Genomic DNA, 26,374 nt, shown 5'->3' on the forward strand with positions numbered 1-26,374 from the left:
TAAAGTAAACTTTCACTCGGTAAGGCTTATCCAGTCACTTAATTTGTGACAATATAGTGGTGAGGGGAATAGAATAATGACAGAAAAAATAAAATTTATCCATTGTGCTGATTTACATTTAGATAGTCCTTTTAAAGGGATGAGCACTTTGCCTGATTCTCTATATCAGGAGTTAAAAAACAGTACATTTGCAGCTTTAGACAATCTTGTGAATCTTGCGATTAAGGAACAGGTTGACTTCGTCTTAATTGTTGGCGACCTTTTTGATCAATCCGTTAAGAGTGTCTATGCTGAAATGCAATTTATCATTGCCTGCCAAAAGTTAAATAAAGTGAATATCCCAATCTATCTGAGCTATGGAAATCACGATTATTTAGAAGCGCGCCAACATACATTTACATATCCTGAAAATGTACATATATTTGAATCTGATCAAGTAGAAGTCAAGGTTTTTAGCAAGAATGGTCATCCCCTTGTAGGCATTCACGGTTTTAGCTATTCAGAACGGGCTGTATTGGACAATAAAACAACAGAGTTTCAGCCAGTTGAGGGCCTAGCTTACCAAATAGGAATGTTGCATGGGAGTATTCAGCAATCAACAGAACATGATTACTATGCTCCTTTCCAATTGAGTGATTTGCAAACTAAAAATATCGACTACTGGGCACTCGGTCATATCCATAAGCGTGCCATTTTAAGTCGCAATCCTGCGATTGTTTATCCGGGTAATACACAAAGTCGCTCAATCAAAGAATCTGGTGAGAAGGGATGTTATTTAGTGGAGCTTAATCAAATGGAGACAAAGCTAACCTTTAAAGCCCTGCATGCGATTCAATTTGACCGTTTGTCTGTTAATGTCAGTGATTGCCAACAAGTCGACCAGCTATACGATCTCCTATACCAGCGATTATCATCGTTGAAAAAACAAAAATCAATCATATTTCTAACTCTAACAGGCGTCAATCAGACCCTTGTTTCTCATTATTATCAAGGGGAAATCGATGAGATCATTATGCTTCTAAATGAACAGCAACAAGACCAAGAAAACTGGCAATGGATTCAGGCTGTTGAAATAGAGCGAGAAAGACAAGTAAATGAAGCCCGGTTGAAAGAAAATGATCCTTTTATGAATCAACTGTTAACTGACTTTGAAGATATTAATTGGGGACAATTGTCAAAGGATCTATGGCAACACCGTCAAGCCAAGCGATTCTTGGTTGAACTGAGTGAGGAAGAGAAAATAAAATTGGTTAATGACGCAAAAGATCTAGCACTATATCATTTACTAGGGATGAATAATGATGAGAATAAATAGTTTACATATTTATGGTTTTGGGAAATGGATCGATCAGAAAATTGATTTTAACCATTCTTCCTTTATTACAATTGTTGGTGATAATGAAACGGGTAAATCAACGATTCGGAGTTTTATTTTATTTATGTTATTCGGTCTATCCCCCCAACAAAGACAACATTTCTTACCTAAGCATGGGGGACAACTTGGGGGTAAATTAAGCATAGTCGCAGCTGATGGGAATGACTATATGATAGAGAGATTTCATGATCGCAATAATTGTGAAGCGATTTGTTATGATCAAGCCGGTCAAAGACTTCCATCAGATTGGCTAACAAATCAACTTCATGGTGTTGATCGGTCCCTTTATAATAAAATTTTTAACTTTGACGTTTTTTCATTACAGGTAGAAGGAGGATTATCAAAAGATCAATTGGGACAGGTCTTGTTAAGTGTAGGAATGACCGGTTCTGATCGAATTTATCAAGCAGAAAAACAATTACAGACTGTTATTCAGACAATTTTTAGACCAAGGGGAACCAAACCAGAACTAAACCAAATTTTAAAACAATTAATTGATAAAGAACGTCAATTAAAGCAACTTGAAGATTCCATTGCCATTTATGAAAAAAGCCAAAAACAAAGAATGGTTTATCAAAATCAAATCGCAGCAAAGCAAGAAGAGTTGGCCAAGGAAAATGAGCAGTTTGTTTTATTTAAAGAACAGGAGCGTATCTATCAGTCAATCGAAGACTATCACTTAGTTGTGGAGCAATTAAAACAATTGCCAGACACCGTTTATTTTCCAGAACAAGGGGAAAAGCGCTATCAGTCTTTAAAAGAACAATTACAACCACTTCAAACAGATCAGAGAGTTGCTGCCCAAAAGTTAATTGAACTTAAAGAGGAACTAGAACAAATACAGGCACAGCTTTTACCGACTGATATTCGTAACCAGCTGGTCAATCGTCTGGATGAAATAGCTAATTACCAGAGCCATTTTAATGAATACCAACAGTTGGAGCGACAAATAGCTGAGAAGACAAGAATGATTAAGGAAGGGCTAGGTCAATCTAAATTAAACATAACCGAAGCTGACTTGTTAGATTTACCAATTAATTTTACAACAAAAGAAATTTGGCAACAGTTAGCTGATCAATATACAAGACTGACTGAACAAGTCCCTAATTTAGATCAAAGCCTTCTTAAGTTAGAGAAAAACGAACAACAATTAACAACTAAGCTTAATGCCCTTAAAGAAAAAACTTTGTCAACAGTCGAAAAAAATATTTTAGAAAAAGAACTTGAACAAATGGACAGGACGTTTGTTGATAGTCCAGGGAAAAAGTCTAATCCCTTTAATCAGTTCCAAAAGAAAAATCGCTATCTAAACTTTATTTCAATCAGTGTGATGTTCCTTAGTTTAGCGCTGATGATCTTTAATAGGCAAGAAGAGTTTCTGATTCTTCCTTTTGTAATCATATTTATCGTTGGATGCTTTATTCTGTTCAAGCCAATTAAATTTAAAGGTGAAATGATTGAGGCATTAGAGAAGCAAGCTGAACAAGAATCGGAGCAGTCCATAAAAAGAAGGGATGATTTAATTAGAAGAATTGCTCAACATGATGAAAACCGAGACGCAGTTCTTCTCATTCAACAAGAATTAAAACAAATTAATATTGAAAAAATGAAGTTAACAGAACAATTGGCTATTTTAACTATGGAAAATGAGAGAATGGAACAATCTATTTATGAACAACAAGATAATTTCTCCTTTTTGGCCCATATTCCGGTTGAGTTTTGGCCGGACTTAGCGAAACAGTTAATCGAAGTGATTGATTTAATCGAACAGCGACAACAGTTGGATATCGATCGGGACCGAGAATTAGTATGGTTAAATTCATTCGAAGAAAAGATAAGGGCTAATTTTGCTGACTTGATTCAAGAAAGTCAACTTTCATTTCAGCAAGTCCTTAATCAATTACAAGAGTTATCTATTCAACAGCAGAATTTCTTTGTTCAAGAACAAAGAATTCAACAAAGAATAAGTCAACAAGAAGGAATCCATAATGAAATAAGAGCAAAAATGGCCCCCCTTCAAGAAGAGATGGAAGGGCTTCTTGAGAAAGTCGGGGTTGAGACCGAAGAACAATGGACTAAATTAGCCCAGCAATATGAACGATGGAGCATTTTAAAAGAACAGAAGGCAGAGTTGATTCGTCAAATTAAACTGCATCTACCTGACCATCTTGTGGGCAATATTTTAGCAGGGCAATATGATTCACTTAGTCAACTTGAGATTAAAATCAAAACAAGTCAGGTTAAAATGACTGAACTTAATCAGGAACTAAATAGCCTATATCAAAAGGAAGCAGAGCAACAAGCGATTTTAAAACAACAAGAGCAATCTAAAAAAGTCCTGAATCTTAAGCATGATTATTATTTTATTAAAGAAAAGTTCAATGAAGAAGCAAAAAGATGGCTGACTTATCAACTTGCTTTAGAACAAATTCAACAAACAAAAGAAAGATTTCAAAGATCATATTTACCTTTTGTCTTAGAAAAAGCAACTCATTACCTCAATGAAATAACGGATGGTCGCTATGTTCTGGTGGAATTTGATCAAACATTACAACAATTATATTTATTAACGAATGATGGAGATGCCTATCAAGCAAATGAGTTATCACAAGGAACATTAGATCAATTATTTGTTGCGATTCGATTGGGGATTAGTAGTTGGTTGGCTAAACATATTCAACTTCCTTTTCTTATTGATGATGGCTTTGTTCATTTTGACTCTAACCGTCAGAAGCAAATTTATGCTATACTTAAAGACTTAAAAGATATTCATCAAATCATTTATTTTACCAAGGAGAATAGTGATTTTGTTCAGGATCGTGATAGGGAAGATCAATCCATTATCTATTTAAGCTAATCTTGGTAGGATATGATGAAAAGTTGCATAACAGAATAAGGTAGTGTGAAATAATTTGATACAAATGGTGCTAAAGTAGACAAGGATTTGTCTGGTTTAGAAAAGGTATAACCAATTCTCTTGATAAACACAAGAATTCACTTCATGAGAGAGGGATCGTTGATGGAAAGCAAGAATAGATCGGAAGAATGGTTATTGTATGAAGAAACAATTGATCAATTTATTCAGATGATTGCAAAAAACATGGGGTTATATGGTATTACCCCTTCAATTGGGCGTTTGTATGGCAAGCTATATTTTAGTGAGGAGCCCATGTCTTTAGATGATCTGAGAGATGCATTAAAAATGAGTAAGACAAGCATGTCAACAGGAGTTCGTGCTTTAGCAGAAATGAATATGGTTGAACCAGCATTTCGCAAGGGGGTTAGAAAGGATTTGTATCAATCGGAGGAAGATTGGTATCAATCGTTTACGTCTTTGTTTGGCAATCGTTGGCGCCATCACACAGAGCAAAATATTGAAGAAGCGGCTCAAGCAATTTTAGTACTTGAAGAATTAGCTGAGCAGTCAACTGATCAGTTACTGAAAACCAACATTGCATTGGATATCGAGCGGCTGCAATATGCCCAAAATTATTATCGTTGGTTGATGAAATTTATTGAAGTCATCGAATCAGGGGAAATCTTCGAATATGTACCCAAAGAGGAAGAATAGTCCTGTCCACTAATTTATCGAAAAAATAAACAGAAGGAACTGCATTTACTATTTTATAAACTTTAGAAAAGTTAACGATTCGTGATATAAATAGAGGCTGGGACAAAACTCAGCTAAAATGAAAAAGGAATTCAGTTGCTACTTGATTCCTTTTTCTTATGATCATCATTTAAATAGAATCATCACCTCTTAAATGTTTTTGAGGTGTCACTCCCTGATTTACACTCTGGGTGGACGCTTTCCGCGGGTGTAGCCTCGGGCGCACAGGATGTGGGTCAGTTAGACCTTGCCACAGGACGTGGCGGTTTTAGTCTAACATTCCTTATTGCTCCACTACCGTGTCGCAATAAGGATTTTCGGACTCGTGGGACTGGGACTGGGTCTGGGACTGCGGTTACTCGTCCCACCGAAGATATTTGCGGTTACTCGTCCCATCGAAGACCGTTTACTGTTCCCAAAGGAGTCGCCACCCGCCGTTCCAATCACTGGCTGGGCGCTCCTAATAATGGATCATAAGAAGAAACACAAAAAGAAGAGATGAGAAGAAAGCTTTTAGAAGAAAAGACTGGCGAAACTTACGTTCAAGTTAAAATTGATGTTGAGCCGTTCTTTGAGTTTTTGAAGGCTAATTTGCATTTCACTCGTTTATCTTTAAGAGATAAATCCAAAGTACATAATGAACTAGGATTTGCGTTATTGGCTGTGAACTTAAGGAAATTCACGGCTAATAACTCTAAGACTCCAAAGAACTCAAACCACTACAAAATGAAAATGGTTCTATTTACGAAAAAACCGTAAATAGAACCATTTTTTACTCGGTGAGACTAGTTATATCCCAGCATCAATTTACTATTTAGTTGAAATCGATTAATTAGCATTTTCATAACGACTATCTAGATAATCAACAATATGAATTAAATAGCCTTCTAATGTTTGGGGTTGTCTGACGGCAGCTCCCCATTCAGGTAAGCCATGATGACATAGAATACAGTGGCTAATTTCATGAATGGTTTCAATGTCAAAGATTAATTCGAATTGTTCAATTAATTTAGTGAAAAGGAGTAATCCGTATGGAATATGTCCGATCATGACGCCAAGGGGATCCATACTTATTCCTGCCTGTTTCCGCTTGTTTAAAGTATCTTTGTTGGCAGTTGGATAAAGGATATCAAAGGCCTGATTTGAATTACCGGCATGATCATACTCCAATATCTTCCCGATATCATGAAGGAGAATGGAGATCATTAACACATTATAATCAGGTTTCTGCTCCTTAAAGGCCATTGCACCCTTGGTCATCGTATAAAGGTGGTCGATGGTTTGCGTCCAAGTTGAATATTGGTTGGCAACTACATCATTTTTGTAAGCAAGATAGAGATCCTTTTTATAGCTCTTCTCCACAAGTTGGATCAGTGTAATAACAGCTTCGATATGTCCCTTTTCTTCATTCATAATATAGCGGGCAATCCGCATTAATCCAATTGTATGTTTTAATAGTCCGCCTAGATAATTATGGTGGTGGCTTTTAGCGGCTGGAACAATACAAAAGTCTGCCCATAATAATTGTAATGTTTCTAACGCTAGCGATTGATAGGGTTCATCCAATTCACTAAGATAAACAAAGAGCTCAACAATCAGGCTAGGATAGTGTTCATCCGTAAATGGAAGGAATGAAAAAGGATTGATCGCTTCTTCCACCTGCTTTAGTCGATTAACTGTTAGTGATTTTTGATTATTATAATCATCGACGATCGCTTCAACATCAAAAACTGAATATTGTTCAAGTAGGGGTAGAACCTTATTAATCATGCCTTGGTTATCCCACATTTTCGCTGAGATCATTCCTGCATTATTGCTAAAGGAAAGCCGTAAATAGGGCTTGTTTGTTCGTGTTAATTTTACCTCATGATCATTTAATAATAAGCGTTGTTTGATCAGGCTACCTGCTGTTTGATCATCGATTTTAAATGTGTTATTTCCACTAGGTAAGTTAGGAGCGGGGAAATTGTCTAGGATCTGCTCAACTTCTTCCTCATTCATCTCAATATGAATCGGGATATGATCAAAAAAATAAGTTAAATCTATATTCATTTATTCCACCCCTTGGCCATTATATATTTTCTTTACTAAGAGAAACTACGGTTATGAAAAAAATTTCATAACCACTTCTTTTTATATTTAATGTCCTATCCATTTTAACCTAGTTTTAACAAAAAGACTATCGTTTATCTTTGAAAGGTAAATTCAAAGCCCATCATGAACTAGGATTTACATCATTGACTGTTCATTTAAGAAAAATAGGGACTGATCACTCGAAGAATCTAAAGAGGCAAAAAGAAAATGGTCCTATTTACGTTTCTTTCGTAAATAGAACCATTTATTACTGAGTAGGACAAGTTATGTCCGAGCCTCTTTAATTAGATTCATTATTCATTTTCAGCGTCTTCGGTTTCCTCATCTTCATTATCAGCATTTTCATCTTCTGCATCATCAGCTTCTGTATCGGCATCTTCGGTCTCAGTTTCACCATCGTCAGTTGCTGCAGGATCATCAAAGTTGAATAAATCTTCAAATTCTTCAATATTTACTTGAATATTGGCTTCTTCAAATAAACTTTGCATTTTGTTCATAGCGACTTCTTGATCAACTTGAGATAAAGCAATTTCTGTTCTTAAAGTATCTTTCATGTCTTCCAATGGTTCGATTTCTTCATCAGTTTCTCTGATATCAGTTACTTTAATGATATGCCAACCGTGGGTAGATTGAACTGGCTCACCAATTTCGTCAACACCTAAGCTATATGCCTTATCTTCGAATTCAGCAACCATATCTCCAGCACTGAAGTATCCAAGTTGTCCACCTTCACTAGCTGAACCTGTATCAGTTGAATGCTCCTCAGCTAGTTCGGCAAAGTCTGCGCCATCTAATAGTTGATCATAAAGATCATTAGCTGTTTCCTCATCTTCCACTAGAATATGACTTGCTTCAATTTCTGTAGACATACGTTCGTAACGGGTTTCAATTTCTTCATCTGTTACTTCGATATCTTCAGTGATTGCTTCTTGTTCGAGCAAGTGTAGTCTTAATGCTTCTCGATAATCTTCTTCAGATTGAAAGCCACTTTGTTGTAACGCCATCTCAAATGATTCGCCGTATTGATCTTTCATTGAATCTATTTGTTCGTCCACATAGTCTTCGTCAATTTCATACTTATCCTCTAAGATAAGAGAATAAACCATGTTTTGGAGAACAGTTTCTCCACTTGTTTCTTTTAACTTTTCATAAAATTCCTCTTTTGTAATGTCTCCTTGATCCATTTCCACCACAGCTTCGGAATTATCAGAGGAACAGGCAGATAGACTGATGACCCCTGCTGTAATTGTTGCTAAAATTGCTAACTTCTTCATTTTTGTAACACTCCCACTTTAATTAAGACAAATCTGTCTAAAATTTTTATTCTTAATTGCTAATATACCATAGATTAGACTTAAATAAATCATAAAAAATAAAAATTCCATTGTTTTTACTTATTCATAATGGATTCGCCCATGCCAATTTTTTGGTTAAACATATGTTGATAGTGAAAATGTGGAGGAGGTAGAAAAATGAGTTATCAATCAAATTATGGTGGGTTCGCTTTTATTGTTGTCTTGTTTATTTTACTAGTTATCGTTGGAGCGGCATGGATTTAGGAGTTTCCAATTGTAAAAAAAATAAAACATGAGATAAAAAAAGCTGATCTTCTGAAAGGACCTGTGTTGTAAAGGGTCTTTTCAAATTTAGATCAGCTTTTTTGATCGGGATTTTCCCGAAAGTGAGTCATTTAAATTCTTTTCTTTGTTTGATTATGCATCTCTTTAAAAGTTTCCTCAATTAATGAGTGAAACTTGAGCATTCTTTTAATCCGATCCTCAATTAAATCACCTTGAGAGCGCTTGTTTGCCTTTTCCCTAATTTGAGTGATCGTTTGTTTTTGTAGATTAATATGTCCCATCCATTTATTTAGATAAGCTTGCATAAAGCGTTGATAGAGGTCTTCATCAGCTGTATAAAGATTTTTCCTTACTCCTTTTTTCCAAACTTGTTTGACTAGGTTTAGGTCAAATAAATTTCGAATTCCTGTATTAACTGAAGTTTTACTTTTACCTGTAACTTGGCTCATTTCATCCAAAGTCATCGGTTGCTGATTTAAATAGAGAATCGTAAATAGTCTTGCATCTGATGGTGAGATGCCGAACATTTCAATCGTTTTTGAAAATTCATGAATCAGCTCATCTGTAATCGTCTGCTCTAAAGTCATCAGGTCGCCACTCCTTTCTGAAGTGAAATATACCACTATAAAATAGGATACACAATTTGAATGAAAAACAGAAATCAGATAATTGACCGGAATTTGGAGCATTACAAAGCTATTCTAAGAAAATACATAATAAAGTTTGTTCAGTTTAAACTGTACGTAAAATACGTACGAAATCAAACGAATTTGTTGTTTGAATGATTGAATTGGAAAAGGGTATAGTATCATAGTAGCAAATTTTGCGTGAATGACTTTATCAGACAGCTGATCGTAGAATTTAAACAACTTTACAATAGCTTTATACTGATTGAATAAGAGAGGTGAACGAAATTGTCAGTTATAGAAGTGAAAAATCTATCTAAGATATTTGGTAAAAATATTAAACAATCACTTCAGCTTTTAGATGAAGGTAAGAAAAAAGCTGAAGTATTAAAGCAAACTGGGGACACTGTCGGAGTTAACCGTGCTTCTTTTGAAGTGCAAGATGGTGAGATCTTCGTCATTATGGGGTTATCGGGTAGTGGAAAGTCAACTCTAATTCGATTGATCAATCGTTTAATTGAACCTACAGAAGGTAGTGTAACAATCGATGGGGAAAACTTAGCTACAATGAATAAGGAAAATTTACGCCGTGTCCGCCGAGAAAAACTAAGTATGGTTTTTCAAAAATTTGGTTTATTTCCCTTCAGGACGATATTAGAAAACACTGAATATGGATTGGAGATTCAAGGAATTGATAAAGGAGAGCGGACGGAAAAGGCTAAAAAGGCGCTTGATTTAGTTGGTTTAGCCGATTATGCAGATCAATATCCAGATCAGCTATCCGGTGGGATGCAGCAACGCGTTGGATTGGCACGAGCTTTGGCGAATGATCCGGAAGTTTTATTAATGGATGAGGCCTTTTCTGCATTAGATCCATTGATTAGAAAGGATATGCAGGATGAATTGATAGATTTGCAACAAAAAATGAAAAAGACAATTATCTTTATTACCCATGATCTTGATGAAGCCTTGAGACTTGGTGATCGAATTGCTTTAATGAGGGATGGGTCAATTGTCCAAGTAGGTACACCAGAGGAAATATTAGTTCATCCCGCAAATGATTATGTTGAGCGTTTTGTTCAGGATGTTGACCGTTCAAAAGTTTTAGTAGCTGAGAACATTATGCGACGTCCCGAAACAATTAATATTGATAAGCATGGTCCACGTGTAGCACTTGAGCGGATGCGTGAGGAAGGGCTATCTGGTATATATATAACGGACAGTAAACGAAATTTAAAAGGGTATATTACAGCAGATGAGGCTTCCGCAGCATTAAATAAAAACATCCGTGATTTAAATAAGGTGTTAAATACTGATGTTCCAACTGTTGCACGAGACAAGCCGATGCAGGAAATCTTTGATATGATTCATGATTCACCAATTCCAATTGCAGTAGTAGATGATGAGAAATTAGTTGGTATTATTATTAGGGGTTCTGTTTTGGCAGCATTAGCAAGAGAAAGTGGGGTGCAGATCAATGTTTGATTTTATCCCTGAAATTCCAATTTCTGATTGGATTGATGTTGCTGTAGATTGGATTACGAATTCATTTTCTTTTATATTTAATCCACTTCGAAATGAATTTGGTGACTTTATGTCGTGGACCGCAGATTTACTCGCACAGATTCCGGCATTTATTGTTGTGTTGATTGTTTTTATCGGAGCTTTCTTTATCACAGGCAAGAAATTTGGTTTAGCAACCTTTTCGTTAGTTGGACTCATTTTAATTTATAATCAAGGACTTTGGGATGAGTTAATGTACACATTTACACTTGTACTGATTGCTAGTCTATTATCTGTTTTAATTGGTGTTCCAACTGGAATTCTCATGTCGAAGAACAAAGTTTTTGAAACAATCATGTTACCGATTCTGGACTTTATGCAGACAATGCCTGCATTTGTTTATTTGATTCCTGCTGTTGCTTTCTTTAGTATCGGGATGGTTCCAGGTGTGTTTGCCTCATTAATTTTTGCCACACCACCAACGATAAGATTTACCAACTTAGCTATTCGACAAGTATCAACAGAGCTTGTTGAGGCAGCAGAAGCATTTGGTAGTACAGGTTTCCAACGTTTGTTTAAAGTCGAATTACCGATGGCTAAATCAACGATCATGGCTGGTGTTAACCAAACGGTGATGTTGTCATTGTCAATGGTTGTTATTGCTTCAATGATTGGTGCACCAGGATTAGGTCGACCAGTATTATCAGCTCTTCAACGTGCTCAAGCGGGTCCGGGCTTTGTAGCTGGTATTTCAATTGTGATTCTAGCGATCATTATGGATCGATTTACGCAAAATATTTATCAGAAAAAATAATTTGATGTTTGGTAAGCTTACAAACACAAAAATATATTGTTAGAAATAAAATAACTGAAAAGGAGACTTTTTAATGTTTAAATTTTCTTGGAAAAAGATAAGTCTATTATTTGTATTGTCATTATCACTCATTTTGGTTGCTTGTGGCGAAGGAAATGATAATGGTGCAACAGGTGATGAAGAAGGAAATGGTAATTTAGGTGAAACTAATATAGAACTTGTATATGTTGAATGGGATTCAGAAGTTGCTTCAACCCATGTTGTTGCAAAAGTTTTAGAAGAACAAGGTTATAATGTTGTCACAACTCCAATTGATAATGCGATTATGTGGGAAGCTGTCGCTAGTGGTGATGCTGATGGTATGGTTGCTGCTTGGTTACCAGCTACACATGGTGATCTTTATGAAGAATATCAAGATCAAATTGATCAATTAGGTGTTAATTTAGAAGGCGCTAAAATAGGTTTAGTTGTTCCTGAATATATGGAAGACGTTAACACAATTGCTGATTTAAATGATTTTACAGATGACTTTAACGGAACAATTACTGCAATAGAACCAGGCGCTGGTGTTGTACAAGCTGCTGAACGCTCAGTTGATGAGTATGGTTTAGAGGGTTGGACAGTTGAAACATCATCAAGTGGTGCTATGGTAACTGCATTAGGCCAAGCATATAGTAATGAGGAACCAATTGTTGTGACAGGTTGGACACCGCACTGGAAGTTTGCTGAATACGATTTGAAGTATTTAGAAGATCCAGATAATGTATTTGGTGAAGCTGAAACAATCGAAACAATGGTTCGCTTAGGTCTTGAGGAAGATAGCCCACTTGCCTATCAAATCCTTGATAACTTCCATTGGGAAGCTACTGATATGGAAGAAGTAATGTTAGATATTTCAGAGGGTACATCAGCTGAAGAAGCTGCTGAAACATGGATTGAAGCAAATCGTGACAAAGTAGATGAATGGATTGCTGATGCTGAATAAGTAACGATAAAAACTGCCAAGCAAATTGCTTCGGCAGTTTTTTGATTGACTAGATTTGCAGTAGAAGAAGGGACGATGATATAGATCCCTTTTCACATTTTATGCTTAAGTTTGTGTCTGATCTTCTAATTCTTTTAATCGTTCTTCAATTTGAGCTAAGTAAAGTTGAATTTGTTTTTGATGTGGTTCAATTGTATTTTTCCAGCTTTCGATTGAATTTTTAACATCTAATGAAAGTTCTTTAATTAGTAAAGCGCCTTCTTTTGACGTTTTAATTAGTTGTTCGGAAAGCTCCTTGCCATTTTCTTTTACATTCTCAATTGAATCTCTAACATCATCAATTTGTGCTTTAATATCTGCTCTTGTTTCTTTACCGGATTTTGGTGCGTTTAATAAAGTAACAGCTGCACTGATCACGCCTCCCGTAAATAGTCCAAGCATGATTGATTTACTTTTAGCCATTTCAATACTCCTTTCTACTTATTGCTACTTACTATTATCTTCTCTTTAATTCATTGAGTCAAACATCAAAAATTAAAAGGGTAGCACTAAAATTAAGAAAAGCCTTATTTTTAGTGGGTGGGCTTGTAGTTTCTGTGGTATTTCTACCTAATAAACGTATAATTCTGGCTTTCTTGATAAAAGAAAATAAGAAGATCATCATGAATGAAAAGTAATTCTTATCAATTGGTGGATTGAGACCCCACTTAATACTCGCTCAAGAACTTCGTTTAACTTTGCTGGTTAAATCTCCAGTTGAGGAATCCCAGCAGTAGTGACTGATAAAACAGAGAATGTTGAAGGATGATATCTTAGAAAATTAAAATAAGTATCCACTAGTTTATCCGGTGGATACTTATATATTTCAAATTAAGCAAATTCAAAGTTTGATCGTTTCATAATCGACTGTATGATTGGATATAAAATCATAGTGAAAACGACGTTAAATAGTACTGCTGGCAATACAACGCCAACGAACATTGGAATAAATGAACCCCCCATTAAACCAACAACATAAAGGGCCATTACTAAAAAGATAGATCCACTCACAATAGTTCCGATAGTAATTAAAATGGGTATTGAAACTTTTTGGTTAACCTGCTTAGGAATAATTAAAAATAAGGCAAAAAAGATAAAGGCGGTGATTGGCTTTTCAACTAGATTAGAAATTTGCCCTCCTGGTGCAGTAGTTGTTAAAGCAGAGATAACTCCTGTCGCAATACTAACTATCAAGACATAATTAACTTTTGGAAATAGGATAATCCCAAGAAACATCATCGGTAACATGATATCAGGTTTCATTCCAAATAAAATCGGTGGTGCAATCATATGGAGAACAGCACCGATGCCCATAAATAATGCAAGTAGTATTAAATCTTTTGTTTTCATTCTCTTCTCTCCTCAGCTAAACTCATTTTTCTTCCATTTGTGCACTAATTGCCAAATGCGAAGGTTTTATTCAGTATATCATATTGAATTGAAATGTAAATACTAAATATTCTGAGAAATTAAATTTGCAATTTCGGCTAGATCTTCAGAACTATAATCATCATTATGTGTGACCCATTTTGGATTGAAGCCATCTGTTTGGTCATATCTTGGAATCAGGTGGAGATGTAAATGAAAGACAGATTGCCCTGCTAATTCACCTGTGTTGCTTAATATATTTATTCCCTTTGGTTTGAAGCTTTTTTCAATAGCTTGACATATCTTTGGTACACGTGCGAATAATTGACTTGCAATGTCTTCATCTGTTTGATAGATATTTTTAACATGTGCTTTTGGGATGACGAGTGTATGACCTTTAGTTACTTGGCTAATATCGAGAAAAGCATACACATCCTCATCTTCATATACTTTTGCAGACGGGATTTCACCATCAATAATTTTACAAAAAATGCAGTCTTCATTTGCTGACATAGCTGTCACTCCTCATTTTAAGTTTTCCTATACCCACTATCTTACCATTAATTGATTAGGGTTAGCAAAAGACAATTTTGAGATAGCCTTAGTTTGCATTAGGAATAAAAAATGGTAAAATTTAAATATATTGACGATAGTCAAATGAAGATAACTTTTTTACTTATTAGATTTATTTTATCGCAGATTGATCTCCCAATCATACTAGGGAAATGACTGGATGCTTAGGGGATCCAAAGCTCGATTTATTCACCGAATCATTAAGTGGAGTTTCACTTTGAAAATAAAAAAGGCTCTAGGAGGAAGTATAATGCCAGATTTACTACAGATTGAAAATCTTAAAGGTGGCTATACACATAAAGATGTTTTGCATGGTGTATCGTTTGATGTTAATCAAGGGGAAATCATCGGTTTGATTGGATTAAATGGTGCAGGGAAAAGTACGACAATCAAACATATTATTGGTTTAATGGAAGCACGTGCTGGTGAAATTAAAATATCAGGTTATACCAATCAAGAGGATACGGATTTTTATCGTAAACAATTTAGTTATATACCGGAAACCCCATTACTATATGAAGAATTAACTCTATTTGAACATTTGAAATTAACCGCAATGGCTTATGAGATAGATGAGGCAACATTTGAACAAAGATTACCGCGCTTGTTAAAAGCTTTTCGATTAGAAAAACAAATCAATTGGTTTCCTATCCATTTTTCAAAAGGGATGAAACAAAAGGTGATGATTATGTGCGCCTTTTTAGTTGAACCTCCTTTGTATATTGTTGATGAACCATTTGTTGGTTTAGATCCATTGGGAATAAAGGCTTTTTTAGATATGATGGTAGAGCAGAAAAAAAGAGGAGCGGGTATTCTGATGTCGACACATATCTTGGCTACTGCTGAGCGTTATTGTGATCGTTTTATTATTTTGCATGATGGTGGAATTAAAGCATCAGGTACGATCGCTCAACTGAGAGAACAATTTCAGATGCCAACAGCCACATTAGATGACCTTTATATTCAACTAACAGAGGAAGGGTAAAATGATGATGGAGAGTAAAGTATTATTTAAAAAACGATTCCAAGCTCATTTGAAAGAGACGATCCGCTATTTTCAATATATTTTAAATGGCCACATTGCAATTGCAATTCTTTTTCTAATTGGTGCAGGTGCTGTTTTCTATCAGCAATTTCTAGCCCATTTACCAGCTAATTTTCCGACAGATTGGATTGTTAGCTTGCTGTTTAGTCTAGTCGCACTCCACAATCCGATCCAAAATTTACTTAAAAAGGCTGATTTAGTTTTTCTATTACCTGCCGAGAAAAGATTAACGACCTATTTTAATTATACCTTATTGTATAGCTTCTTGACCCAGTTCTATTTGGTCGCACTAGTCATTGCAATATTTGCTCCGCTTTATCAGGTGAGCTATTCAAATAAAAGCTATTTTTCACTTGTGCTTATTCTTATTCTTTTTAAGTGTTGGCATTTTCTAATGAGTTGGTGGATGCTTAGGGTAAGAGATAAGGCGGTTCATTGGCAAGATAAGGCGATCCGCTTTTTGCTTCAGTTTCTTATTTTTTATTGTTTTATCAATACACATTTATTAGTAGCCCTTCTATTTACAGTTGGCTTATTCGGTTATCTATTCTACGGCTATCGCTTTAGTCATCGAAATGCATTAGCCTGGGATCTGTTGATTGAGAAAGATCAACAGAGAATGCAAGCTTTCTATCGCTTAGCGAGTATGTTTACAGATGTCCCACATTTCAAGGCAACAATAAAGAAGAGAGCCCTTCTAATTAAATGGTTGACCGGTAAGATCCCTTTTAAGCAAAAAAATACATATCGTTTTTTGTACCAGATTACCTTTATTCGGTCAGCTGATTATTTTGGACTTTATGTCCGTTTAACTATTATTGCAATTTTCTTATTGGCTTATTTTAATCAAACTGTTATTATACTTGGTTTAGTGTTCTTATTCTTGTTTTTGACAGGTGTCCAGCTCATTTCAATTTGGTATCACCACCGGACTAATATATGGAAGGAACTTTATCCCGTCAATTACAGTGACCGGCAAGAAGCGATTGTGAAGTTGATTGAGCAATTATTGTTTGGTCAACTCTCGTTATTTGTAATCACAGTTTTATTAGCTGGTGAAGGCTGGCAAGCTCTTTTGACAGCCCTGCTTGGATTTGCCTTTATCATCAGTTTTAGTAAGATTTATCTTGTTGATAAAATTAAACAATAAATCATTAAAGTGATTCACGCAATCGGTAAGACTTGATCTGATGAATCACTTTTCACCCTAGTGCAACTGTCAGTATGACTCCCATTTCAAGCATTCGAATAAAACTAAGTATGGTAAATGGGAGATCAACTGATAGTAAGGGCCCCCTTCTTGTTAGTAACAAATGTTTTCGCTGGGACGAGTAAGCCTAGTCCCAGTCCCCATTGATTAAAGTTTCACTTTATCGTTTATTTTGAAAAAAGTATGGAAAAATCATTCTTAAGACGGAGATAAAACCCTGCTAACGTTTGTTTAAAGAAATGAAAATAGTTAGTATAATAGACTTATCTCACCTTTACTGGTATTAAATTTGTTCCTTTGATAAAAAATTACCAAGAATAAATATGGAGTATTGGCCAGTGATGCTAATCTAGGAGATATTTGTAGTGATCCGAATGATTGCTAGTGGTGGGGTGTGAAGGATTTACAGTACAAAAAAGTGTTATTCTTTTATTTTAGTTTAGGATCGTTTATCGCAGGCTAAATGATTGTAAGACCTTTACCTTAATCGTTTAACTGGAATGATTGGATGATAGATGTGGCAATAGTCAGTAAAAGCCAAATCCATCCGCTTCCACCGAATGAAGTTTCACTTTATTAATAGGAAGAATGAATAGGACGACAGTAAAAAAGAAAGGGTGAATAAAAAGTGCAAAGTCGTTTTTTTCGTCATATAATAGCGATATTTATTATTTTGTTAGGTGTTATTCTAGTCTTAGAAAACTTAGATATTGTGACATGGTCGATCGTTGATTGGTGGCATTATATTTATCCAAGCTTCTTTATACTATTGGGAGTAAAATGGACTTTTAAAGCATTTAAAGGGTTTAATGGTTTTGGTACACCAGTATTTTTAATTATATTTGGTACCCTTTTGCTACTTGATCAATTTAATTATATTACCTTTAGTTTTTGGGATATTTATAAACTTTGGCCACTTATCCTGATTTTTATTGGTTTTTCCTTTTTGGGTATTCGCCCCCGCAGTAAATTTAAGTTTATCTATGATTCAAATGGTAGAGAGCCATCATTTGCTCAGGATAAGAGACCTAGTAAAGTAATTATCGGAGATTATAACTATAGTACAACAAATTGGAAGGTTGAGCCTATTAATATTTGGAATGCTGTTGGAGACCATACGATGGATTTCACCAAAGCATTTATTCCGGATGAAAATACACCGATAACAATTCATGGTTTAGCTGGAGATATCAATATTATCTTGCCTGATCATATTGACTTTTCCATAAGGGCAACTGTTCATGCTGGTGAAATTGTGTTAATGGAGCAAACTTCCCAAGGAATCAATCGCGTGTTAACTTATGAAACTCCAGGTTATGAAGAAACCACTCGTAAGCTCACCTTTAATTTAAAACTAAATGCTGGGTCAATTAGGGTTGATCGTATTTAAATTTTTTATCACAGTGCAACTGTCAGTAAGACTCTAACTTCAAGCATTCGAAGGAAAGTAAACATCGTAAGTGGGAGATCAACTGACAGTAAGGGCCCGATTGGTTTAAGGGCCTGTAGATTATATTTTTTTGGTCGTAACAAATGTTTTTGCAAGGCCAGTTGGAAGATAAGTGTGGGGATCAACAGGCAGTAGAGGCCTAATTCCCTCATCAAATATTCAGTGAATGATGGACCAGCGGCTAAATGAAGATTTAATTTATCAGGGTTATTGAACATCCTCCTAGGGAAGGTGAAAGACATGTTTAAAAGGCTTAATTCAATTCGTTATTCATATATACAAGCACAACTCACAACGGTTTTTTTTGTTTCAATTACCCTGCTTATTGTGTTAACTTTTATTGATATCACTGTAGATCTGGAGTGGCTTAATCAAATCAATATTATCTTGTTTTCATTGGTTCATTTTATGGTGGGTTCAATATTTGCTATTTTGATCGGTTTTAGGTCAAGTGGGAGATTAAAATCACAAATTGATGATTTGTCGGTAATGATTATGCAGTTATCACGTGGAAATTACCATTCTCGCTTTCGTTTGGAGGAGGCCGGTGAGGTCTCTAGAATTGGAGTAGAATTGAATGAGTTGGCAAAAAAGTTAGATGATCAAGTTCATTATTTACAGCGATTAGCGGATGAAAAGGCTGCTTATGCTGAAAGAGCACATAAAATTGCAACAATTGAAGAGCGTCAACGTTTAGCGCGTGATCTTCATGACTCTGTGAGCCAGCAACTTTTTGCTTTAACAATGATGTCTAAGGCAGTTGTGCGTGGAATTGAAAAACATCCAGAAAAGGCCCAACAACAGGTTGCAGATCTTGCAGAAACTGCAATGAAAGCCCAAACAGAAATGCGGGCGCTTCTGTTACATTTAAGACCCATCCATTTATCTGATCAATCATTGACGGATGGTATTCATAATTTGATTGCTGAATTAAAAACAAAAAGTGCAATTGAATTTCAAGTGAAGATTGATCAAATTACTGACTTGCCTAGATTTACTGAAGAACATCTTTTTCGAATCATTCAGGAAGGGCTATCGAATACATTACGTCATGCCGATGCGACGGTAGTTAAAATTTTCCTTAAACAAGAGCCCGAACATCTTTTTGTCCATTTGGCTGATAATGGTCATGGTTTTGATTGGTCTTTGGCAGATCAAAAGAAGACTTCGTATGGTTTAAAAACAATGCGAGAGCGAAGTGAAGAAATCGGGGGACAATTTAATTTAAGAACAAAGAAAGGTGAAGGGACATATATAGATATTCGTGTTCCATTTCCAAGACAGGAGGCTAATACATGATTCGAATTATTGTTATTGATGATCATGATGTTGTCAGGAAAGGGGTCATTGCTTATTTAGAAACAGAAGATGACTTTCAAGTGATAGGTGAAGCTTGCAGTGGAAATGAAGGTGTTGAAATTGTATTAGAGAAAAAGCCGGACGTCGTGTTAATGGATTTAATTATGGAAAACGGGAATGGGATTGAGGCAACGAAGCAAATTAAAACGGTCTTTCCTGATTGTAAGGTGATTGTTCTAACAAGTTACTATGATGATAAACAAATTTTCCCTGTATTAGAGGCAGGTGCTTTTAGTTATTTATTGAAAACGGCATCGGCTGAGGAAATTGTCAGTGCGATAAAAAAAGCGTATCATGGTGAAAATGTAATTGAACCCAAAGTCGCTCATCGGGTGATGAATCGTTTTCAAGGAAAGCAACTGACTTTGCATGATCAACTAACAGAAAGAGAACTTGAAGTATTAATTTGTCTAGCGAATGGTGCAACTAATCAGGAAATAGCAGATCAATTATTTATCGGGATAAAGACGGTAAAAACACATGTTAGTAATATATTGAGAAAGCTAGATGTTCACGATCGAACACAAGCAGCAGTTTATGCCCATCGCCATCGTTTGTTGTAATCGACTCTGTTTTAAATACTTACATAGAGATTTTATCGCAGTGTAACTGTCAGCAAGACTCTCACTTGGGGAATTTGAAGGAAAGCAAGCATTATAAGAGAGAGATCAGCTGTCAGCAGGGGTCCGATTGTTTCAAGGGCCTTTAGGTCATCCCCCTGTGACTGTAACAAGTGTTTTTGGTGAGACGGGTAACTGAAGTCGTTTCGGTGAGACGGGTAACCGCAAATATCTTCGGTGGGACGAGTAACCGCAGTCCCAGTCCCAGTCAGTGATGAATAAAGGAAGGAAGACCAAAGCCACCAGGTCCTATGGTAGGATCTACATGGCATAGATCCTGTAGGTCCAAGCCCACTGATTGAAGTTTCGCTTTATGGATTTGTGAAATCATTCTTCTATCCCTATGGGGCATGATAGAGAGGGGATGAATGATCCAAAAACCCATTACAAGGAGATTAATAATGCTTCTGAATATGGGGGATATTTTTAAAATTACGATATAGACACACTTTAAAGGACCTATAAAAGGTGCTAGGTAGTGGGTGGGGTTCATTAGGAGGAGACTTAGCTTTTTGCTTTGTCTCCTTTTTGTGTTATAAAAGGATAGTAAAGTGAATTAATTGCAATGTAACTTTTAATAAGACCCACTTCAAACATTCGAAAGAAACTAAGAAGTGTAAGTGGAGATCAACTAACAGTAAGGGTCTGATTGGTTCAAGAGCCTTATCCTTGTGGTCGTAACAAATGTTTTTGCTAGGATGAGTAACCACGAATCACTTCGATGGGGATAGTAACCGCGGTTCCAGACCGAACAAGTGGGGGATGGGAATGCAGACTAAACCGACCAGGTCCTGTGTAAAGTCTGCATGAACTAGGTCTACCCCTAATGATTGAGGTTTCATTTTATAAGAAACAGATTTTTAGAGGGGTTAGGATGGAGTAAAATCCTCTTTATACAAATGTCTTTGAGTATTAAAATAAGGATAATGATATAATTAATATCATTTTTGTAGGAGTAATGGAGTGTTTTTATGAATAAATTCAATGATTTAATAGATAAAAATTGGGTACTTCTAAAGCGCCCGTGGTTTAAATGGCCGCTTCTAATCCTATTAACTTTAATTGGATTCAGCATCATGGTATTTTTATTTATTATCTTTGGTGGCCGTCTAATTGTTGATGAAAAAAAGCTTGTTTTACCGGCGACGACATTAGTTGTAACAGAAGAGGGAGATTATGCTGGTCGCTTGTATCAAGAGAATCGCCATCTTATTGAATTAAATGAGGTTCCAGAGCATGTTCAGGAGGCTTTTATTGCTGTAGAGGATCGACGCTTCTATTCACATGCAGGCATAGATTTTAAATCCGTTATTCGTGCACTTTATCAAGATCTAATGGCATTTGATAAAGTAGAAGGTGCTAGTACAATTACACAACAACTTGCCAAAAATCTTTTTTTAACAAATGAGAAATCATGGATGAGGAAAACAAAAGAAGTGATGGCATCAATTTATTTAGAACGTCATTATACAAAAAATGATATATTGGAGTTATATTTGAATCAAGTTTATTTTGGCCATGGAGTGTATGGGATAAGGACTGCAAGTGATTATTATTTTAACAAGTCTGTCGAAGAATTATCGGTGGCCGAGGGAGCGCTTTTAGCTGGGATTATCAATGCACCGAACTATTACTCACCACATATAGATCAGAATCGGGCCTATGAGCGTAGAAATCTTGTGATTAGTCAAATGGAACAGGCTGGCTTCATTAATCCTGAACAGATGTTATCGATACAAGGCCAAACGTTAACAGTGGTTGATCCTATTGATCGTAATAAACCTTGGATTGATGATTATCTTGAACTTGTGATTCGAGAAGCAGAAGAACTCTATAATATTTCGCGTTCAGAACTACAAAGAGGGGGTTATCGGATTACTGTTTATCTAGATCCGATAGCACAAAAGGTGGCTTATGAGCAGGTTCAGCAGGATAACTTTTTTCATGGATCTAAAGATAATATTGAAGCCGCTTTTTTATTACTTGACCAGGAAAGTGGCCAGTTACGGGCAGCATTAGGAGGGCGTGATTTTTCAATTGGTGATCATCATCGTGCACTCGTAGAAAGACAGCCAGGATCGGTAATCAAACCACTAGCTGTCTATGGTCCTGCGCTTTCTGAGGGTTACAGTCCCTATGCTATGTTAGAAGATACTAAGCGAGATTATGATGGCTATCAAGTGCGGAATGCTGATGAAATATATCAAGGAGAGGTTTCGATGTATGATGCCGTTACTGTATCTAAGAATACTTCAGCAGTATGGCTCCTTGATGAGATTGGGATTGAAAAAAGTAAAAGTTATTTAGAAAAGATGCAGATTACTTTATCGGATGATGGCCTTGCTATTGGGTTAGGTGGCCTGAAATATGGGTTAACGCCTTTGCAAATTGTAGAAGGCTACCGTACATTTGCTCATCAAGGAGAGTGGATTGATGCCCACACGATCGCGGCAATTGAAGATCGCAATGGTCAAGTTATCGCAAAAGCGAATCCAAGTACCAATCAAGTTTTTACCAAACAAGCAGCATGGTATATGTTGCGAATGCTCGAGAATGTAATCGACCAGGGGACAGGTCAAGCCGGTAGCTATTCAAAAGCATTAGCCGGGAAAACGGGAACAACTCAGCATCCACAAGCTCCAGGGAAAGTTAAGGATAGTTGGTTTGCCGGAGTGACACCAGATTATGTCACTGCACTTTGGATTGGCTATGATACAAGTGATGCCGAACATTATTTAACCGTAGGAAGCGAAGCCCCTACTGAACTTACAAAAGCTATTTTAGTAGAGATTGATCGGGAGCAAGACTTAACAAGCGCATTCACTTTGCCAACAGATGTCGAAGAACTGCCTGAACCGATTGAATTGCCTGAAATCGAAAACCTTGATGTATCTTTTAAACTCGGTGGTTGGCATCTTATCCGTGGTGAGTTGACTTGGACACCAGCTGATGATAAAAGAGTAATCTATCATATTTATCAAGTAACTGAAGATGGTGAAACAGATCAATACCTCGGACAAGTAGAAGGAAAAGGGCAATTCTCCCTTACGGACATCTCCATTTTCGATGAGTCAACATTTTATATTGTCCCTTACAATCCATTGACCGATCGAATGGGGACACGATCAAACACTGTAACACTATCATTATTAAACTAATTAAAAACTCCTACCTCATTTTTATGAGAACGGGTTTTTCCCCGTAATGAAGTTCTATGCTCGTTTGGTGGGGGGCTATGCTCGCCCGCGGTGGTTTTATGCTCGGAAACTGATGTGCTATGCTCGGAAATTACAGTCTATGCTCGGAAATCGATGTTCTATGCTCGGAAACTGATGTTTTATGCTCGGAAATCGTTTATGCTCGTTCGCGGTGGTTCTATGCTCGGTTGTGCGATTCTATGCTTGTTTGGTGCGGGGCTATGCTCGTTCGCGGAATTCTATGCTCACGATAGTAATTGTATTTTGGATTAATTACTATTAAATGTGTTTTATCAATTTAGATATAGGGTAACATTGTTATTGTGATAAAGCTACTTTGGTAGAGGGAGGTGTGATTAAATGAAGGTTACGGTTGTTGGTTTTTGGGGGGCATACCCTGCTGGGTCAGAAGCAACTTCTTGTTATTTATTTGAAAAGGATAATTTTCGTCTATTGATTGATTGTGGAAGTGGGGCGTTGGCTCAACTGCCGAAGTATGTTGACCCTTATGATCTTGATGCGGTTGTTTTATCGCACTATCATCCGGATCATGTTGCTGATATTGGTGTATTACAACATTTAATTAAGGTCCAAAATTTAATTCGAGAGCAGGATCATAGTTTGAAAATATATGGACACACTGATGATCAAGTTGCTTTTGCTGGACTTGCTAGTAGTGATACAGAGGCTATTGCTTATCAGCCCAATCAGCTTTTGGCCTTAGGTCCATTTAAAATTGAGTTTCTAAAAACAATTCATCCAGTTCCTTGCTATGCGATGCGAGTGACTGATGGAGATAAGGTTGTTGTCTATACGGCTGACTCAAGTTATCAGGATGCTTTTATTCCTTTTAGTAGAAATGCTGATTTACTTATTACCGACTGTAATTTTTATCAAGGCCAAGATGGGACGGCGGCAGGACATATGAACAGTGAGGAAGTCGGCATGATTGCTAAAAAGGCAAATGTTAAAACTTTATTGTTGAGTCACCAACCTCATTTTGGTGAGCGAAAGCAATTGATGGTCGAAGCCGGTGAAATTTTCTCAGGAAAGATTAACCTAGCGTATACTGGCTATCAATGGACTGGTTTTTCCTAGATTAACTGACTGTAGCTATTTTTAATTATAGGAAATAAAATCTGAAGTTAATCGTAAGTTAAAGTGTGATTCGTCATTTAACATTCAATGACGGAAGAAACTTAAGTTAGTGGTGCAACAGTCTAAAAGACAAATTCCTTGCTTTTAAGGAATTATTTAAATATTATGATATTAATGACTACTGTGAGGGGGAGATAAAATGAAGTTTATTGACAATCAAGGTATTACAGATCCATATATAAACCTTGCGATTGAAGAGTATGTTTTAAATAACTTTGGTGAAAAGGATACATATCTTCTTTTTTATGTAAACCGTCCATCAATTATTATAGGACGTAATCAGAATACAATTGAAGAAATTAACACCAAGTATGTTGAAGAAAATGATATTCGAGTTGTTCGAAGACTTTCTGGTGGTGGAGCAGTTTACCATGATGAGGGAAACCTTAATTTTAGCTTTATTACAAAAGATGATGGTGATAGTTTCCACAACTTCGCTAAATTTACAGAACCTGTAGTAGAAGCACTTAAAGCTTTAAATGTGCCTGCAGAACTCCATGGTCGCAATGACCTAGTTGTTGATGGCCGAAAAATTTCAGGAAATGCTCAATTTGCAACACGTGGTCGGATGTTTAGTCATGGGACATTAATGCTTGATTCAGAAATTGAACATGTTGTTTCAGCGTTAAATGTTAGTGATGAAAAAATCAAATCTAAAGGGATCAAATCGATTAGAAGTCGAGTAGCGAATATCTCTGAATTTCTGGATGAAAAAATTACGATGGACCAATTCAAAGAACACATTTTGAAATTCTTATTTAATGTTGATGATGTAGCGGATGTTCCACGATATGAATTAACTCAGGAAGACTGGGATAAGATAAATAAAATTTCTGAAGAACGTTATCAAAAATGGGAGTGGAATTATGGTAAGTCACCAACATTTGATATTCAAAAAACACATAAATTCCCATCTGGTTTAGTTGATGTTCGAATGGATGTCTCAAAAGGAACGATTAAAGATTGTAAGATTTATGGTGACTTTTTTGGTGTCGGTGAAGTTAAGGTTATTGAAGATAAATTAATCGGTATTCAATATCGCCGCCAAGCACTAGAAGAGGCCCTAGCCGAGATAGATGTTCCACATTACCTAGGTAAGATTTCAAAAGAAGAATTTATTAATTTAGTATATTAAAATAGTATCATTATCATATATTAATTTAGCGACTAGCGAAAGATAGATCCCTTTCACTGGTCGCTATTTTTTTAATAAGGTCGTTTAGATGTAACTAAATGGTCCTTTTTATTCAGGAAGAATTCCTCATGGGGACGATAATCAATTAATTTTTTCTTCATTAATTTATGATAGCTTACTTTGAAATAAGGATCACCATGTATAATGGGAAGTTCACCGGTAAGATCGTAATAATGGTCAACAGCTTTTTGAATAATATCGTGATCATATGCTAACTGATATTGATCTTGATTAAAGACCTCATAGGTTTCTCGTGACATATAATAGGTTTCAATCGGAATACGTTTTAAATAAGGTGCAAGTTTTTGATAATTGATCGTTAGATTTTCATTTATTAATGTACTAAGTGGGATACCGTTAGGGAGATCCTCTGTATATTTATTAATCGCTCGCTTTAATTCATCCATGGAAACGTTAGCAATTGGGTATTCGCGTTGCTTCTTGAAAAATTTAAATGGATTCCACATATCATTCGACTCCTTTTGTAAAATTCCTGCTAATAACTAGTTAAAAAGTAGGAAGACTATATAATTATGTCTAATTTCTGAACTTTCACAAAAAATCTGGTTTTAT

23 protein-coding genes and 1 pseudogene are annotated in these 26,374 nt (G+C 36.0%); 16 read left to right on the top strand and 8 right to left on the bottom strand.

The window, feature by feature from the left end; all coding sequences use genetic code 11:
• Positions 1–76 precede the first annotated feature (76 nt).
• The 4 genes and pseudogenes from KQI76_RS02355 to KQI76_RS02370 form a co-directional block, all read left to right on the top strand.
• Positions 77–1,315, top strand: coding sequence for a metallophosphoesterase family protein (locus KQI76_RS02355; RefSeq protein WP_216398699.1), 1,239 nt, complete (start codon positions 77–79; stop codon positions 1,313–1,315).
• On the top strand, positions 1,302–4,232 hold the full coding sequence (locus tag KQI76_RS02360; protein ID WP_216398700.1) for an ATP-binding protein: 2,931 nt from the start codon (positions 1,302–1,304) through the stop codon (positions 4,230–4,232). Before KQI76_RS02355 ends, KQI76_RS02360 begins: the two co-directional genes overlap by 14 nt.
• 162 nt (positions 4,233–4,394) lie before the next feature.
• The gene (locus tag KQI76_RS02365; protein WP_216398701.1) at positions 4,395–4,946 is read left to right on the top strand and encodes a GbsR/MarR family transcriptional regulator; all 552 of its coding nucleotides are present in this window, start codon (positions 4,395–4,397) and stop codon (positions 4,944–4,946) included.
• 519 nt (positions 4,947–5,465) lie between these two features.
• A pseudogene (locus KQI76_RS02370) lies at positions 5,466–5,744 on the top strand (transposase); the annotation flags it as partial.
• A gap of 69 nt (positions 5,745–5,813) precedes the next feature.
• On the opposite strand, the gene KQI76_RS02375 reads toward KQI76_RS02370, so the two are convergent.
• Complete coding sequence (locus tag KQI76_RS02375) at positions 5,814–7,037, bottom strand: HD domain-containing protein (RefSeq protein ID WP_253288767.1); 1,224 nt, start codon at positions 7,035–7,037, stop codon at positions 5,814–5,816.
• 335 nt (positions 7,038–7,372) lie between these two features.
• Positions 7,373–8,353 carry a peptidylprolyl isomerase gene (locus KQI76_RS02380; protein ID WP_216398702.1) on the bottom strand — a complete coding sequence of 327 codons (981 nt, stop codon included), beginning with the start codon at positions 8,351–8,353 and terminating at the stop codon, positions 7,373–7,375.
• A 198-nt stretch (positions 8,354–8,551) separates the two neighbouring features.
• Here KQI76_RS02380 and KQI76_RS02385 point away from each other — a divergent pair, with 198 nt between their 5' ends.
• Positions 8,552–8,638: a YjcZ family sporulation protein gene (locus KQI76_RS02385; protein ID WP_216398742.1), complete on the top strand. Its 87-nt coding sequence runs from the start codon at positions 8,552–8,554 to the stop codon at positions 8,636–8,638.
• A 131-nt stretch (positions 8,639–8,769) separates the two neighbouring features.
• Here the strand turns inward: KQI76_RS02385 and KQI76_RS02390 are convergent, their stop codons facing one another.
• Positions 8,770–9,246, bottom strand: a complete 477-nt coding sequence (locus KQI76_RS02390; protein WP_216398703.1) for a GbsR/MarR family transcriptional regulator — start codon at positions 9,244–9,246, stop codon at positions 8,770–8,772.
• 327 nt (positions 9,247–9,573) lie between these two features.
• Between KQI76_RS02390 and KQI76_RS02395 the strand changes: the two genes are divergently transcribed.
• The 3 genes from KQI76_RS02395 (at position 9,574) to KQI76_RS02405 (ending at position 12,587) form a co-directional block, all read left to right on the top strand.
• On the top strand, positions 9,574–10,770 hold the full coding sequence (locus KQI76_RS02395; protein WP_216398704.1) for a quaternary amine ABC transporter ATP-binding protein: 1,197 nt from the start codon (positions 9,574–9,576) through the stop codon (positions 10,768–10,770).
• Entirely contained in the window at positions 10,763–11,602 is an 840-nt protein-coding gene (locus tag KQI76_RS02400; RefSeq protein WP_216398705.1) for an ABC transporter permease, read from the top strand. Before KQI76_RS02395 ends, KQI76_RS02400 begins: the two co-directional genes overlap by 8 nt.
• 73 nt (positions 11,603–11,675) lie before the next feature.
• Positions 11,676–12,587, top strand: a complete 912-nt coding sequence (locus tag KQI76_RS02405) for a glycine betaine ABC transporter substrate-binding protein (RefSeq protein WP_216398706.1) — start codon at positions 11,676–11,678, stop codon at positions 12,585–12,587.
• Positions 12,588–12,692: 105 nt separating this feature from the next.
• Here KQI76_RS02405 and KQI76_RS02410 read toward each other — a convergent pair whose 3' ends face one another.
• The 3 genes from KQI76_RS02410 to KQI76_RS02420 all read right to left on the bottom strand — a co-directional run bounded on the left by KQI76_RS02410 (position 12,693) and on the right by KQI76_RS02420 (position 14,507).
• Positions 12,693–13,049 carry a YtxH domain-containing protein gene (locus KQI76_RS02410; protein WP_216398707.1) on the bottom strand — a complete coding sequence of 119 codons (357 nt, stop codon included), beginning with the start codon at positions 13,047–13,049 and terminating at the stop codon, positions 12,693–12,695.
• A gap of 408 nt (positions 13,050–13,457) precedes the next feature.
• Positions 13,458–13,976, bottom strand: a complete 519-nt coding sequence (locus tag KQI76_RS02415; RefSeq protein ID WP_216398708.1) for a tryptophan transporter — start codon at positions 13,974–13,976, stop codon at positions 13,458–13,460.
• A gap of 102 nt (positions 13,977–14,078) precedes the next feature.
• Positions 14,079–14,507 carry an HIT family protein gene (locus tag KQI76_RS02420; RefSeq protein WP_216398709.1) on the bottom strand — a complete coding sequence of 143 codons (429 nt, stop codon included), beginning with the start codon at positions 14,505–14,507 and terminating at the stop codon, positions 14,079–14,081.
• Between the two features lie 310 nt (positions 14,508–14,817).
• Here KQI76_RS02420 and KQI76_RS02425 point away from each other — a divergent pair, with 310 nt between their 5' ends.
• The 3 genes from KQI76_RS02425 (at position 14,818) to liaF (ending at position 18,212) form a co-directional block, all read left to right on the top strand.
• Positions 14,818–15,552: an ABC transporter ATP-binding protein gene (locus tag KQI76_RS02425; RefSeq protein ID WP_216398710.1), complete on the top strand. Its 735-nt coding sequence runs from the start codon at positions 14,818–14,820 to the stop codon at positions 15,550–15,552.
• Positions 15,553–15,556: 4 nt separating this feature from the next.
• Positions 15,557–16,762: an ABC transporter permease gene (locus tag KQI76_RS02430; RefSeq protein ID WP_216398711.1), complete on the top strand. Its 1,206-nt coding sequence runs from the start codon at positions 15,557–15,559 to the stop codon at positions 16,760–16,762.
• A 688-nt stretch (positions 16,763–17,450) separates the two neighbouring features.
• Positions 17,451–18,212 (top strand): cell wall-active antibiotics response protein LiaF, encoded by a 762-nt coding sequence (gene liaF, locus KQI76_RS02435; protein WP_216398712.1) that lies wholly within the window; start codon positions 17,451–17,453, stop codon positions 18,210–18,212.
• 8 nt (positions 18,213–18,220) lie between these two features.
• On the opposite strand, the gene KQI76_RS02440 is transcribed toward liaF, so the two are convergent.
• On the bottom strand, positions 18,221–18,490 hold the full coding sequence (locus KQI76_RS02440) for a hypothetical protein (RefSeq protein ID WP_216398713.1): 270 nt from the start codon (positions 18,488–18,490) through the stop codon (positions 18,221–18,223).
• Between the two features lie 22 nt (positions 18,491–18,512).
• Between KQI76_RS02440 and KQI76_RS02445 the strand changes: the two genes are divergently transcribed.
• The 5 genes from KQI76_RS02445 to lplA all read left to right on the top strand — a co-directional run bounded on the left by KQI76_RS02445 (position 18,513) and on the right by lplA (position 25,741).
• Positions 18,513–19,571, top strand: coding sequence for a sensor histidine kinase (locus KQI76_RS02445; RefSeq protein ID WP_216398714.1), 1,059 nt, complete (start codon positions 18,513–18,515; stop codon positions 19,569–19,571).
• Entirely contained in the window at positions 19,568–20,194 is a 627-nt protein-coding gene (locus KQI76_RS02450) for a response regulator (protein WP_216398715.1), read from the top strand. Before KQI76_RS02445 ends, KQI76_RS02450 begins: the two co-directional genes overlap by 4 nt.
• A 1,028-nt stretch (positions 20,195–21,222) precedes the next feature.
• A complete protein-coding gene (locus tag KQI76_RS02455) occupies positions 21,223–23,409 on the top strand; it encodes a transglycosylase domain-containing protein (RefSeq protein WP_216398716.1) in 2,187 nt (728 codons plus the stop codon).
• Positions 23,410–23,808: 399 nt separating this feature from the next.
• The gene (locus KQI76_RS02460) at positions 23,809–24,546 is read left to right on the top strand and encodes an MBL fold metallo-hydrolase (protein ID WP_216398717.1); all 738 of its coding nucleotides are present in this window, start codon (positions 23,809–23,811) and stop codon (positions 24,544–24,546) included.
• A 199-nt stretch (positions 24,547–24,745) separates the two neighbouring features.
• Positions 24,746–25,741, top strand: coding sequence for a lipoate--protein ligase (gene lplA, locus KQI76_RS02465; RefSeq protein ID WP_216398718.1), 996 nt, complete (start codon positions 24,746–24,748; stop codon positions 25,739–25,741).
• 71 nt (positions 25,742–25,812) lie between these two features.
• On the opposite strand, the gene KQI76_RS02470 is transcribed toward lplA, so the two are convergent.
• Positions 25,813–26,268: a DUF3939 domain-containing protein gene (locus tag KQI76_RS02470; protein WP_216398719.1), complete on the bottom strand. Its 456-nt coding sequence runs from the start codon at positions 26,266–26,268 to the stop codon at positions 25,813–25,815.
• Between the last annotated feature and the right edge of the window lie 106 nt (positions 26,269–26,374).

Origin of the sequence: Amphibacillus sp. MSJ-3, from assembly GCF_018919165.1 — a bacterium.
Taxonomy (GTDB): Bacteria; Bacillota; Bacilli; order Bacillales; family Amphibacillaceae; genus Amphibacillus.

Excerpts from the sequence above, each read along its gene's own strand:
- KQI76_RS02355 (WP_216398699.1), top strand. The coding sequence starts at position 77 with ATGACAGAAAAAATAAAATTTATCCATTGTGCTGATTTACATTTAGAT.
- KQI76_RS02360 (WP_216398700.1), top strand. The coding sequence starts at position 1,302 with ATGAGAATAAATAGTTTACATATTTATGGTTTTGGGAAATGGATCGAT.
- KQI76_RS02365 (WP_216398701.1), top strand. The coding sequence starts at position 4,395 with ATGGAAAGCAAGAATAGATCGGAAGAATGGTTATTGTATGAAGAAACA.
- KQI76_RS02375 (WP_253288767.1), bottom strand. The coding sequence starts at position 7,037 with ATGAATATAGATTTAACTTATTTTTTTGATCATATCCCGATTCATATT.
- KQI76_RS02380 (WP_216398702.1), bottom strand. The coding sequence starts at position 8,353 with ATGAAGAAGTTAGCAATTTTAGCAACAATTACAGCAGGGGTCATCAGT.
- KQI76_RS02385 (WP_216398742.1), top strand. The coding sequence starts at position 8,552 with ATGAGTTATCAATCAAATTATGGTGGGTTCGCTTTTATTGTTGTCTTG.
- KQI76_RS02390 (WP_216398703.1), bottom strand. The coding sequence starts at position 9,246 with ATGACTTTAGAGCAGACGATTACAGATGAGCTGATTCATGAATTTTCA.
- KQI76_RS02400 (WP_216398705.1), top strand. The coding sequence starts at position 10,763 with ATGTTTGATTTTATCCCTGAAATTCCAATTTCTGATTGGATTGATGTT.
- KQI76_RS02405 (WP_216398706.1), top strand. The coding sequence starts at position 11,676 with ATGTTTAAATTTTCTTGGAAAAAGATAAGTCTATTATTTGTATTGTCA.
- KQI76_RS02410 (WP_216398707.1), bottom strand. The coding sequence starts at position 13,049 with ATGGCTAAAAGTAAATCAATCATGCTTGGACTATTTACGGGAGGCGTG.
- KQI76_RS02415 (WP_216398708.1), bottom strand. The coding sequence starts at position 13,976 with ATGAAAACAAAAGATTTAATACTACTTGCATTATTTATGGGCATCGGT.
- KQI76_RS02420 (WP_216398709.1), bottom strand. The coding sequence starts at position 14,507 with ATGTCAGCAAATGAAGACTGCATTTTTTGTAAAATTATTGATGGTGAA.
- KQI76_RS02425 (WP_216398710.1), top strand. The coding sequence starts at position 14,818 with ATGCCAGATTTACTACAGATTGAAAATCTTAAAGGTGGCTATACACAT.
- KQI76_RS02430 (WP_216398711.1), top strand. The coding sequence starts at position 15,557 with ATGATGGAGAGTAAAGTATTATTTAAAAAACGATTCCAAGCTCATTTG.
- KQI76_RS02440 (WP_216398713.1), bottom strand. The coding sequence starts at position 18,490 with ATGTTCAATAACCCTGATAAATTAAATCTTCATTTAGCCGCTGGTCCA.
- KQI76_RS02445 (WP_216398714.1), top strand. The coding sequence starts at position 18,513 with ATGTTTAAAAGGCTTAATTCAATTCGTTATTCATATATACAAGCACAA.
- KQI76_RS02450 (WP_216398715.1), top strand. The coding sequence starts at position 19,568 with ATGATTCGAATTATTGTTATTGATGATCATGATGTTGTCAGGAAAGGG.
- KQI76_RS02455 (WP_216398716.1), top strand. The coding sequence starts at position 21,223 with ATGAATAAATTCAATGATTTAATAGATAAAAATTGGGTACTTCTAAAG.
- KQI76_RS02460 (WP_216398717.1), top strand. The coding sequence starts at position 23,809 with ATGAAGGTTACGGTTGTTGGTTTTTGGGGGGCATACCCTGCTGGGTCA.
- lplA (WP_216398718.1), top strand. The coding sequence starts at position 24,746 with ATGAAGTTTATTGACAATCAAGGTATTACAGATCCATATATAAACCTT.
- KQI76_RS02470 (WP_216398719.1), bottom strand. The coding sequence starts at position 26,268 with ATGTGGAATCCATTTAAATTTTTCAAGAAGCAACGCGAATACCCAATT.